This window comes from Roseibium sp., assembly GCF_039982295.1.
Classification (GTDB): domain Bacteria; phylum Pseudomonadota; class Alphaproteobacteria; order Rhizobiales; family Stappiaceae; genus Roseibium.
On sequence record NZ_JBDWYP010000045.1, the window covers coordinates 185,987 to 197,485 of the forward strand.

At 56.2% G+C, this 11,499-nt stretch carries 10 protein-coding genes; 3 read left to right on the top strand and 7 right to left on the bottom strand.

Translation table 11 applies throughout. From position 1 onward, the window contains the following. Window positions 1–331 precede the first annotated feature (331 nt). From ABJZ52_RS09230 to ABJZ52_RS09240, 3 genes are read right to left on the bottom strand one after another with little or no spacing between them, the layout of a single operon-like run. Window positions 332–1,228, bottom strand: coding sequence for a LysR family transcriptional regulator (locus ABJZ52_RS09230; RefSeq protein ID WP_192108645.1), 897 nt, complete (start codon window positions 1,226–1,228; stop codon window positions 332–334). Window positions 1,229–1,271: 43 nt separating this feature from the next. Beyond that, the gene (gene trxB, locus ABJZ52_RS09235; RefSeq protein WP_348191662.1) at window positions 1,272–2,237 is read right to left on the bottom strand and encodes a thioredoxin-disulfide reductase; all 966 of its coding nucleotides are present in this window, start codon (window positions 2,235–2,237) and stop codon (window positions 1,272–1,274) included. A 25-nt stretch (window positions 2,238–2,262) separates the two neighbouring features. Further along, entirely contained in the window at window positions 2,263–3,297 is a 1,035-nt protein-coding gene (locus tag ABJZ52_RS09240; protein WP_348208345.1) for a mitochondrial fission ELM1 family protein, read from the bottom strand. 96 nt (window positions 3,298–3,393) lie between these two features. Here ABJZ52_RS09240 and ABJZ52_RS09245 point away from each other — a divergent pair, with 96 nt between their 5' ends. Next, window positions 3,394–3,867 (top strand): Lrp/AsnC family transcriptional regulator, encoded by a 474-nt coding sequence (locus ABJZ52_RS09245; protein ID WP_348191656.1) that lies wholly within the window; start codon window positions 3,394–3,396, stop codon window positions 3,865–3,867. A 24-nt stretch (window positions 3,868–3,891) separates the two neighbouring features. Here the strand turns inward: ABJZ52_RS09245 and ABJZ52_RS09250 are convergent, their stop codons facing one another. The 4 genes from ABJZ52_RS09250 to ABJZ52_RS09265 form a co-directional block, all read right to left on the bottom strand. Beyond that, complete coding sequence (locus tag ABJZ52_RS09250; RefSeq protein WP_348191653.1) at window positions 3,892–4,368, bottom strand: hypothetical protein; 477 nt, start codon at window positions 4,366–4,368, stop codon at window positions 3,892–3,894. An 87-nt stretch (window positions 4,369–4,455) separates the two neighbouring features. Then, the gene (gene greA / locus ABJZ52_RS09255; protein WP_348191651.1) at window positions 4,456–4,929 is read right to left on the bottom strand and encodes a transcription elongation factor GreA; all 474 of its coding nucleotides are present in this window, start codon (window positions 4,927–4,929) and stop codon (window positions 4,456–4,458) included. 111 nt (window positions 4,930–5,040) lie between these two features. Then, the gene (gene carB / locus ABJZ52_RS09260) at window positions 5,041–8,403 is read right to left on the bottom strand and encodes a carbamoyl-phosphate synthase large subunit (RefSeq protein WP_348191648.1); all 3,363 of its coding nucleotides are present in this window, start codon (window positions 8,401–8,403) and stop codon (window positions 5,041–5,043) included. A gap of 190 nt (window positions 8,404–8,593) precedes the next feature. Beyond that, a complete protein-coding gene (locus ABJZ52_RS09265) occupies window positions 8,594–8,833 on the bottom strand; it encodes a helix-turn-helix transcriptional regulator (protein ID WP_348191646.1) in 240 nt (79 codons plus the stop codon). A 488-nt stretch (window positions 8,834–9,321) separates the two neighbouring features. On the opposite strand from ABJZ52_RS09265, the gene ABJZ52_RS09270 reads away from it, so the two are divergent. Together ABJZ52_RS09270 and ABJZ52_RS09275 are read left to right on the top strand one after the other, a co-directional pair. Continuing rightward, the gene (locus ABJZ52_RS09270) at window positions 9,322–10,383 is read left to right on the top strand and encodes a helix-turn-helix domain-containing protein (RefSeq protein ID WP_348191643.1); all 1,062 of its coding nucleotides are present in this window, start codon (window positions 9,322–9,324) and stop codon (window positions 10,381–10,383) included. Between the two features lie 551 nt (window positions 10,384–10,934). Continuing rightward, window positions 10,935–11,378, top strand: coding sequence for a MerR family transcriptional regulator (locus ABJZ52_RS09275; RefSeq protein WP_348191640.1), 444 nt, complete (start codon window positions 10,935–10,937; stop codon window positions 11,376–11,378). Window positions 11,379–11,499 lie beyond the last annotated feature (121 nt).

The following is an 11,499-nucleotide window of genomic DNA, read 5'->3' on the forward strand; positions in this document are numbered from 1 at the left end:
TTCCAGAGGGGAACAGCTGGAAAACGACGTCGCTGGGAGGAAGGTGCGACGTCAGAAGACCAACAGTGATGCTTATATGCAGTGCACAAGCTGCTGAAACAAGAGGCAGTCCTGCAGGGCTGCTATGCAAAAAGTTAATAGCTCTTGTTTGAATGCTTCAAAAGCGTCGGATTTCCGGCCTTTTTTTGCTTAAGGGTGTGTGCGGAGGTCGCCTAAAGAATGAGGCGTGGGGGTTGTTTTTGCAGATGATGTGCGTCCTGCGCGAAAATATTGCATGCTTATTATGCGTGCACCAAAAATAGCTTGATGCACCGCAGAACGCCACGGTGGACTAAAACGCCCAGTTTTCCGCGTTTGTAACGAGAAAGTCGCGGAAGGCCGTGATGCGGGCCGTGTTCTTGAGCTCGGACGGATAGACAAAGAAGGTATCGAAGGAAGGCACCTTGTCCTCGAGCTCACTGAGAACCTGCACCAGGTTGGTGTCTTTCTCGATGATGTAGTCGGGAAGAATGGCTATGCCGACACCGGCCTGCACTGCCCGCTTGATCGCAACCAGATTGTTGACCTTCAGCGCAGACTTGCGCGGATCGAGCGCGGGGCGCCCCGCGGTCTGTAGCCAGTTCATGTCGCGCAAGTAGGCTGGTGCCTGCTCTCCGAACGTGATCACCCGGTGTTTGTCGATCTCCTCGATCGCCGTGGGTGTGCCAAACCGTTTCAGGTAGGTGGGGGAGGCAAACACGTGGAAGTGAACCGTGAACAGCTTGCGCTGGATCAGATCGGGCTGTGTCGGTTGCCGCAAGCGGATTGCCACGTCGGCCTCGCGCATGCCCAGGTCCAGCTCATCGTCATCGAAGATGAGTTGAAGTTCGACGTCGGGATAGAGGTCGATGAAGTCGTTGATGCGCGATGTCAGCCATGTCGAGCCAAGGCCGACCGTGGTTGTGACCTTGAGCGTGCCGGATGGTTTCTCCTTGCTGTCGGTCAAACGCCCCCTGACGGCCTCCAGCTTGAGCAGGACATCACGGGCGGTGCGGTAGAGCAGCTCTCCCTGCTCGGTCAGCAGCAGGCCGCGTGCATGGCGGTGAAACAGCGGAACACCGAGATCATGCTCAAGGGAGCTCACCTGTCGGCTCACCGCGGATTGGCTCATGTTCAGCGTGTCGCCCGCGTGCGTGAAGCTCCCCGCCTGAGCGGCAGCGTGAAAAATGCGCAGTTTGTCCCAGTCCATATTTCACGCCTCCGTGCCGCCCGTCCGGCGATTTCCCTGGCGGTTATTCAGCCGCCTGGGATTCTGTTACGTCATGTTCGGCCAGAAAGCGTTCTGCTTCAAGCGCGGCCATGCACCCCATTCCAGCGGCGGTCACTGCCTGACGGTAGATATCGTCCGTGACGTCGCCCGCGGCGAAGACGCCAGGGATGGATGTTTTGGTGGAATCCGGTTCGGTTACCAGATAATCGCCGGCTTTCAGCTCCAGCTGGCCGCGGAAGAGCTCAACCGAAGGCGCGTGGCCAATTGCGATGAAGACGCCGTCGGCGGAGATTTCCTGGGTTTCGCCAGATTTTGCATTCTTCAGGCGAACCCCTGTCACGGCTTTCGGCATGCCGCCGCCTAGGATCTCGTCGACGGCATGGTCCCAGATCACGTCGATCTTCGGGTGCTTGAACAGGCGGTCCTGGAGGATCCGTTCTGCGCGCAGGCTGTCGCGCCTATGAACCAGGGTGACCTTTGAGGCCAGGTTGGCGAGGTACAGGGCTTCTTCGACGGCCGTATTGCCGCCACCGACAACGACGACTTCCTTGTTGCGATAGAAAAAACCGTCGCAGGTTGCACAGGCAGAAACACCTGCGCCCATGAATTCTTCTTCAGAGGGAAGGCCGAGCCAACGCGCCTGGGCGCCGGTGCATATGATGACGGAATCTGCAGTGTAAACCGTGCCGCTGTCGGCTTCCATGCGGAAAAGACGGACAGAAAGATCGGCCTTGGTGATCGTGTCATAGACGATCTTGGTACCGACATTTTCCGCCTGCTTCTGCATCTGCTCCATGAGCCAAGGGCCCTGGATCGGATCTGCAAAACCGGGGTAGTTTTCGACCTCGGTGGTAATGGTCAACTGACCGCCTGGCTGAATCCCGGCGACAAGGGTGGGCTCCATCATGGCGCGTGCCGCATAGACTGCTGCTGTGTATCCGGCGGGGCCGGAGCCGATGATGAGAAGCTTTGTGTGCTCGGTTGTCATGTGCTTTGCGCCTTCAATCCTGTCGTCACGTCGCCAATGCGCCCGCTCGATCTGCAGTCATCGCCGTTCGGATTGCGTCTGCGATCATGGGCGTCGGGTTCTGCGGCTCGTAGGTAGTTGTTTTCAGCGGCCCGGGGAAGGGGTGAATGATGCCTAGTGTGTTCAAAGACGCCAAAAAGCGTTCAATTTTCTTGTGACCACCGGTCGGGTGGAAAACATGGATGGGCTTTCCCGTACTTGCAGCTTCTCCGATCATGTTCGTGGAATCAGCTGTTGCGACGATTCCATCGGCTTTTGCCAGAATTGCGCCCAAGGGGTTTTCACCAGTGCCGTGCCAGAAAAAATGATCCCCGGCCTCTGCAAGCCTCGCCAGGCGTTCGGCCAGTGCCGTGGGTGTGCGCCGCGAGGTGGTGATCATCAGGCTCGCGGAATGGTCCGTTGCGAGAGCTTCAAGGCCCGCCGCCAACCGTCCGCAGTCATCTTGGGAAAATGTGTGGTGGCGGCTGTCGCCTCCGACCAGAACTGCAATGCGTGGCGGGCCAAGCGTGTCGAGCTCAGGGTAAGGCGTTTCACGAAGCTGCTGCAACAGCGTTGGCGAATATCTGTGTGGAGCGGTGGCAGACGTCAGGACATTTGGGCCGCGCAGGGCATCGTGGTCGGGAACCCAGATGAGATCGGCTGCCTTTGAGCCCGTGCGCGGATCCTTGAGGCAAACGGTGAAGGTTTTGCCCCCACTCGCATTCTTGATGTGGCGCAGATAGGCGATCGCGCGGCGCCCGGAAGCAATCGCCAGATCGGGAAAGGGGGGCGCGATCGGACTGTCTTGAGCCGAAGGGCGTTCGCGAGGATCAATTGGGCCATGGGGCATGAGCCAGGAAAAGGGGGGCTTGGGCCGCACCTGGCGCAGTTCAAAGGGGACTTCGAGCGCTTCAGCGACGCCTATGCACTGAACTTCATCACCGGCCTTGCCATCTGTCAGGATCCAGCAGCTTTCTAGACGGGCCATCAACACCTTATTGCCCGCCAGCCGAGCTTCCCTATCGAAATCTTTCTGATTCATGCGCGAATTTGTTATAGTCTTGCACGGACGCGCAAAAAATCATAATTCGACGTGAAACAAAATGTCGTCGGTTTGCGGCGAAAATAGGAGACTGCATTGAAAGCGCGTCTTGACGCCATTGATTGGCATATCTTGAAAGAACTGCAAGAAGACGGGCGCATGACCAATGTCGAGCTTGCCCGCCGGGTCGGAATCTCCGCGCCGCCCTGTTTGCGCCGGGTTCGTGCGCTCGAAGAGGCGGGCCTGATCCGCGGCTATCGCACGCTCCTTGACGAAAAGCAGCTTGGCTATGATGTCACGGCCTTTGCCATGGTCGGGCTGCACAGTCAGACAGAAGCTGACTTGATGGCTTTTGAAGAGACGGTGAAGAGCTGGACCATCGTTCGGGAAAGCTACATGCTGTCCGGCGAAGTCGATTTCCTGTTGAAATGCGTGTCGCCCGATCTGCAGACGTTTCAGAACTTCGTCATCCGCGAACTCACAGCCGCGCAGAACGTGGACAGCGTACGCACTGCATTGACAATCCGTCGTACAAAAGATGAGCCGATTGTTCCGATCGAAGAGGACTAACGCCTGACGTTGTGGTGATGATGATCACACGAGTGAAAGGCGCTGACGCAAGCGGGCGAGCTTTTGCCGCAAGCGGCGGATCAGCCGAATATCCCGCAAGGCCGTCATAACCAGTGTGAAGCTGACCGACAGCAAAAGCACGGTCAGAAGCATCATGATCGGCATGATCTGATTATAGAGCATCATGTCGATATAGGGGTCGATGCTGTCGAAGCCCGAGTAGAAGCGCTGGTGGAAGGCGTCGCGAAAGGTCAGGTAGCGGATCTTGCCATGTTTTAAATAGGCGAGAACGTAGAGCAGCGCGAAAACGCAGCCTGCAAGAACCACGAGAAATCCGAAGATCCGTGTGCCAAACGCAATGGCATTTTCCTGTCGGGCGATAAGCCTGCGAAGGATTGAGCGCTCACGCGCTGGCAGCCTGTAAGCAGCAAAAATACGATAGGCCCACAGAGGAACTGCAAGCACGATCAGGAAGAAACTTATTGTTGTGAAGATGTCCATCCCGTTCCCCGGCAGAGATGCGCTACATCGGACAGTCTAGCCCGAAGTTTCGCGAGGTCAAACCGGAGAAGGGGAGGGTGGTCAGCGTCAGATAAACTTGACGTTGACAATCTCGTAAGAGCGGGCTCCGCCAGGAGCTGCAACTTCAACGCTGTCGCCAACCGTCTTGCCGATGAGCGCGCGGGCAATCGGAGAGGAGATCGAGATCTTGCTCTGCTTCACATCGGACTCAACGTCACCGACGATCATGTATTGCTTTTCTTCCTCGGTGTCTTCGTCGATCAGTGACACGGTCGCACCAAATTTGACGACATCACCCGACAGCTTGGTCACATCGATGACCTCAGCACGCGAGAGCTTGTCTTCCAACTCGGCGATTCGGCCCTCGTTGTGGCTCTGCGCTTCCTTGGCGGCATGGTATTCGGCGTTTTCCGAAAGGTCGCCATGGGCGCGTGCCTCAGCGATCGCATCAACGATACGCGGGCGCTCGACCGACGTGCGCTCTTTCAGTTCAACCTGAAGCATCGCGTAGCCGGCGGAGGTCATCGGAACTTTTTCCATTGGTCTCAGACCTTCAGCTTATTGGGTCCCCCCTCGTGAGGACCGTCTGTCATAAAAACAACCCGACCGGGAAAGGAGCCCTTTCCCGGTCGGAACAGAATGATACTAACCTCAGGCGAAGTAGGATTGCAAAGGCCTCACTTCAAGACTGCCGGACTTGTAGGCAACGATGCCCTTTGCCGCGGCCACAGAACCAGCAAGAGTTGTGTAGTAAGGAACCTTGTTCAACAGGGCTGCGCGGCGCATGGAACGGCTGTCAGCCAAGGCCTGGGCCCCTTCCGTCGTATTGAAAACCAGCTGAACGTCGCCGTTCTTGATCGCGTCGACGATGTGGGGGCGACCTTCGAGAACCTTGTTGATCTTGGAACAGGCAATGCCTTGTTCTTCAAGGAACTTTTGCGTTCCTGACGTGGCGATGATCTTGAAACCAGACTCTTCCAGGGAGCGGACGGCTTCCAGAACCGCGCTTTTGTCCTGATCACGCATGGAAACGAAAACGGTTCCTTCTTCCGGAACACCGGTGCCGCAGCCAATTTGCGATTTGGCGAAAGCAGTGGAAAAAGCGCCATTCAGGCCCATGACCTCACCGGTCGAGCGCATTTCAGGGCCGAGGATCGTGTCGACTCCCGGGAAGCGCGCAAACGGGAAGACGGCTTCCTTCACCGCTACATGCTGGAGTTTTTTCTCGCTCAGGCCGAAGGAGGCGAGGCTTTCACCCGCCATGATGCGGCTTGCGATCTTGGCGACCGGATCACCGATTGTCTTGGCAACAAAGGGTACGGTCCGTGATGCCCGCGGGTTGACCTCAAGCACGTAGATCTCGCCATCCTTGATAGCGTACTGAACATTCATCAGGCCGCCGACCTCAAGCGCGAGCGCCATGGCTTTGGTCTGACGCTTGAGTTCCTCGATCAGCTCGTCGGACAGGGAGAAAGGTGGCAGCGAGCAGGCACTGTCGCCTGAGTGGATGCCGGCTTCCTCGATGTGTTCCATGATGCCGCAGACAAAGACGTCCTTTCCATCGCAAAGGGCGTCGACGTCCACCTCGATAGCGCCTTCCAGATAGCGGTCAAAGAGAAGCGGGTTTGTGCCCAAAACGGTGTTGATCTGGCCCGTCTTGTCGTTCGGGTACTTGGCGCGGACTTCAGCCGGGACCAGCTCTGGCAGAGTGCCGAGCAGATAGGAGTTGAGCGCTTCCTCGTCGCGAATAATCTGCATGGCGCGGCCACCCAGAACGTAGGACGGACGAACAACCAGGGGCAGGCCAAGCTGGCCTGCGATCAGGCGGCCCTGCTCGACAGAATAGGCGATGCCATTCTCCGGCTGCTTGAGATCAAGCTTGATCAGCAGCTTCTGGAAGCGGTCGCGATCCTCTGCGAGATCGATCATGTCCGGAGAGGTGCCGAGGATCGGGACACCGGCTTGCACCAGGGTTTGTGCGAGCTTCAGCGGTGTCTGCCCGCCGAACTGGACGATGACGCCGTGCAGCGTGCCGTTTTCCTGCTCCTTGCGGATGATCTCCAGAACGTCTTCCGCGGTGAGCGGTTCAAAATAGAGACGGTCGGAGGTGTCATAGTCGGTCGAAACGGTCTCGGGATTGCAGTTGACCATGATCGTTTCATAGCCGGCGTCGTTCAACGCAAAGGCGGCGTGACAGCAGCAGTAATCGAACTCAATGCCCTGACCGATCCGGTTGGGGCCACCACCGAGGATGATGACTTTCTTGGCATCGCTCGGATTGGCCTCACAGGCCGGCGATCCCATGAACGGCGCTTCATAGGTGGAGTACATGTAGGCCGTTGGCGACGCGAATTCGGCCGCGCAGGTGTCGATGCGCTTGTAGACCGGATGGACATTCAGGCTCGCACGAAGCTTTGCGATGTCCTTCTGATCGCTGTCTGACAGTGTTGCCAGGCGCGTGTCCGAGAAGCCCATGGACTTCAGCTTGCGCAGCATTTCGGTGGTCTGGGGCAGGCCGTGTTCGCGGACCTTGGCTTCCATCTCGACGATCTGATGCATCTGCTCGAGGAACCAGGGATTGATCGCACAGGCGCTGTAGATATCAGCAAGGCTCATGCCAAGGCGCATGGCCTGAGCGACATGGAGCAGGCGTTCTGGTGTTGGCGTCGAGATCGCCGCACGTATGGCGTTCGTGTCGTCGCCCTGGCCGAGACCCGGAATTTCGGTCTCATCGAGACCATTGAGACCCGTTTCCAGACCGCGGAGGGCCTTCTGCAAGCTTTCCTGGAAGTTCCGGCCGATGGCCATGACTTCACCGACGGATTTCATCGCAGTCGTCAGGGTCGGCTCGGAGCCGGGGAATTTTTCGAAGGCAAAACGCGGGATTTTGGTGACGACGTAGTCGATGGAAGGTTCGAACGAGGCCGGCGTCGCGCCGCCGGTGATATCGTTCTCCAGTTCATCCAGCGTGTACCCGACAGCCAGTTTTGCAGCGATCTTGGCAATCGGGAAGCCGGTTGCCTTGGATGCCAGCGCCGAGGAGCGCGATACACGCGGGTTCATTTCGATCACGACAAGCCGGCCATCGTCCGGATTGACGGCGAATTGCACGTTTGAACCGCCGGTTTCCACACCGATCTCGCGCAGCACAGCGATCGAGGCGTCGCGCATGATCTGGTATTCCTTGTCGGTCAGCGTCAGCGCCGGTGCGACAGTGATGGAATCTCCGGTGTGGACGCCCATTGGGTCCACGTTCTCGATCGAGCAGATGATGATGCAGTTGTCCGCCTTGTCGCGGACGACTTCCATCTCGTATTCCTTCCAGCCGAGCAGGCTTTCATCGATCAGGATCTGACCATTGGGCGAGGCATCGAGGCCTGAACGCGCGATGGTTTCAAATTCTTCTCGGTTGTAGGCTACGCCGCCGCCGGTGCCGCCCATCGTGAAGGCCGGACGAATGATTGCGGGCAGACCGATGTCGTCGAGCGCCTTCATGGCCTCCATGAAGCCCGTTGCCCGATCGTATCCCGTGATCTTGCCCTGTTCATTGCGAATGGCTGGAGAGGAGGCAATTGCGGCGCGCGGGTTTTCCAAACCGATGGCGTCCATCGCTGCGCGGAACTTTTCGCGATCTTCGGCCTTCTCGATCACCTCAGCGCGCGCGCCGATCATCTCAACGCCGTATTTCTCCAAAACGCCCATCTCTTCCAGATCGAGCGCGCAGTTCAGCGCCGTCTGGCCGCCCATGGTCGGCAGGAGTGCGTCAGGACGTTCCTTCTCGATGATCTTGGCGACGATTTCCGGCGTGATCGGTTCGATGTAGGTTGCATCGGCCAGGTCTGGATCGGTCATGATCGTCGCCGGATTCGAGTTCACCAGAACAATGCGGAAGCCTTCTTCTCGAAGCGCCTTGCACGCCTGTGTCCCCGAGTAGTCGAACTCACAGGCCTGACCGATCACAATCGGTCCGGCGCCAATGATGAGAATGGAGGAGATGTCAGTACGTTTTGGCATCGGGGCTCGCAGCGGCCGCTTCCGCTCAGGGGCTACCTGTCGGGTGGGCTCGTTCCTTGATGAATGTCAATGTCGGCTGAGCGCGTCTTATAGGCAAAAGCTGATCATGAGGAAACCCCGCGCATCAGCTTATTTGCCTGTTTTAGCCCGCGTTCGGGCATCCAGGTGAAAATAATCATCGAAACTTCCCTCAGGAGGTTTCTTTTCCATGCATCTGGGGAAGGACTTCTTCTCCGTTGAAGTCGTCAATGCCGGATGAAAGCGCATAGCAGGCCAGGCGAATCGATTTTGGAATTTCGACCGCGCGCCCGTCCCGATTGCCCTTTTCATAGTACTGGATCATACGCTTCTTCAGCCCGAGTTGCTCGGCGGCGTCTTTTTGTTTCAGTCCAAGAGACCGACGCCAGTCCCTGAATTGGTCGGGGCTCATTACGGGGCCTTTTGTTTTGGAATTTCGGTCTGTCATTTTCAGAGCGCGTTCATTTTCACTATTTAGGCATCTAACTTCAGTTCGCCCGGATTTGCCAGTTTTGGCGCCAGCTTTTCATGCAGGCCTTTGTCGCCGTCCCTTCGGTCGAGGCCGCGCAAGAACAATCTTGAACCGCCTTGATTGTCAATCTTTACGTGCACCTAGTGCCACAATTGCTGATGCCTGTTGAATATATAAATAGTTAAAATTTACAATAAAGCTTATTACTCAAGTGTTTGAGTGATAACCATAGGTTCAAATGACTGGCAGGTTTTGTGTGTTGCGCCTCACGTCGTCGCCACAATTGGGGTATAACGCGGCCCGCTTGCCCGGCAATGCCGCTCGCGAGGAGTTCTGAGCCGACACCTTTAGAGAGCGGTTTTGACCTGAAAATTAGGTCATCAGGCTGAACCAAGAAATGCAGTGCAGCGCCCGCACAGGATATGGAATTGAGCGGAAATCTAGAGAACATTCGGATACATGGGAGCGTCGTTGGGGGATTGGAGAAATACCTGGCGTCGCTGGGCTATGATCTCCAGGCGCTCGCGCTTGAGTATGGACTGACGCTCGGTCCGCCAGAAGAATGGTCAACGCGCTATATTTCCCTCGTCGAATACTCACAGTTCCTGGAACGCGTTTCCAGTCTGCTCAATGATCCGTATTTCTCGCTGAACTGGACCAGTGTGGATCCGGCCGGTGGCATGAAACAGATGGTGTTGGCCGCGCGATTTGCGCCGTCGCCACTTGAAGCTTTGAAGATCATGTCGAGGTTTGCCCGTATCGCAATCAACTTGAGCGTTTGCGACGTGGTGATTGAAAAAGACACTGTTTCCTATTGCTGGGACTATTCCCCGCTTGTGGTCAAACCCGAGCAGCTCACCGACCGGTTCGCGAGCATTGTCGCGCAAAGGTTCCTGACTGGCTTTGCCGGTGCATCGTCATCGCCTCTGGAAGCCAGCCTCCGGAGGGAGCAGCCGAAGAATTCATCGCTTTATCGCCAGATGTTGGGTGGGCCGGTGAAATTCGGTTCGGACATCAACAAGCTCGTCTTTTCGCGTGAGCAGCTCACACAGTCCAACCCCGGATATGATGGGGAGATGTTTGAGGCGCTGATCGAACTCTGTGAGCGCAGGCTTGCAGACACGCGCAAGCAGGGCGATCTGGCCGCTCTGGTTCAGGATGTGGTCGTTCATAGAATTGCGTCTGCCGATCTCAGTCTCGAGCTGGTCGCACGTGACCTCGGCATGAGCGGCAGGGTGCTTCAGCGCCGGCTTGCAGAGAACGGAACCACCTTTCAGGAAATTCACGATCGGATGCGTCGGGACCTCGCGAGCGAGCTGCTGCGCAACACCGGCGCGCCGATATCGGAGATCGCCTATCGTGTTGGTTTTTCCGCGACAGGTAATTTCACGCGGGCGGCGAAACGATGGTTCGGCCTGCCGCCCAAACAATGGCGACAGCAAGAAGCCGTGGTGCCGGAGTTCCTGCGTTCAACGATGAAGAAATCCTAGTTCTGTTCTCATTACTTGTGATTAATGTCAGTATACATTTTTAAACCGTATAACTACGAGTAATGATTAAATTCGGAATAGAAAATTCAAGAATTAAATATCTCGAATTCATCGGTTTCATCTCGAATATTCACGACCGGAAATTCGGTAGAATCGATGTTTAGATTATCGATAATTAATACAAAGTGTTGTTCCGGTAAGTTGCTTTGTATTAAAAAAGGTTGTGAGAAGCTATTATCTAACTCTATGATTTGATCTGGGGAAGAGAATATTATGATCTCACGTGGAGTTTTTTGACTTTTCGAACGAAAAGCACAAAAAATGGCGCGGATTGAGAACCACAACGTGCGTTCTTGATGGCATACTAAAAGATGTGTGAAGACGGGTTTCGGCCAGATTCACTTTTTTAGACCGCTCAAGGTCGAAAGGGTGGAGCTGGTTTTGTGTTGCAAGCTTAGTGGGTACCTGTGCGGCGAAGGTGGGTCGTCGTGTCAGGGTGTTTGTGACATGCCGACGAACACCGAACAAAACTAAAAATCGGGCAAGAAATAATGAATAGTGTAGCAACGAACATGGTCGTCGTGCCTGACATAGCAGGACCTGTTCAGGACGAAAATTCAGAAAGCCAGGTTCTGGCTATTTCTGAAATGTCAGATCTTTTTGAGGTGACGCTTCGTACGCTTCGCTTCTATGAAGAAAAAGGATTGCTCAACCCGGTTCGAAAAGGGGCGCGCCGCTTTTATGGTGCGCGTGACGTCGGCCGGATGCGAGTGATCCTTCAAGCCAAGAAAATTGGATTGACGCTTGCGGAAATCCGAAGGGTCATCAAGCTCGTTGAAAGCAGTGCCCCGCGCTTGGAGCAATTCGCCGAACTGCAATCCATCTGTCAGGGACAGCAGCAAATTCTGCGCGAACAGAAGGCGATGCTGGATGAACAGGTGGCCGAGGTTGAAGGCGTGCTCAGGGCCCTGGACACATTGGTTGTTACTGGCTGATCAAACGCTGGCCTAAAGTTAGGCATTCGGGCACTTTCAGGTTGTCCGGATCTTGTCATGGGAAGACGCCGGAAGACCGCCGATCGCAGGCTTTCGCAGCCGTCTCAGCACAACGAAAAAG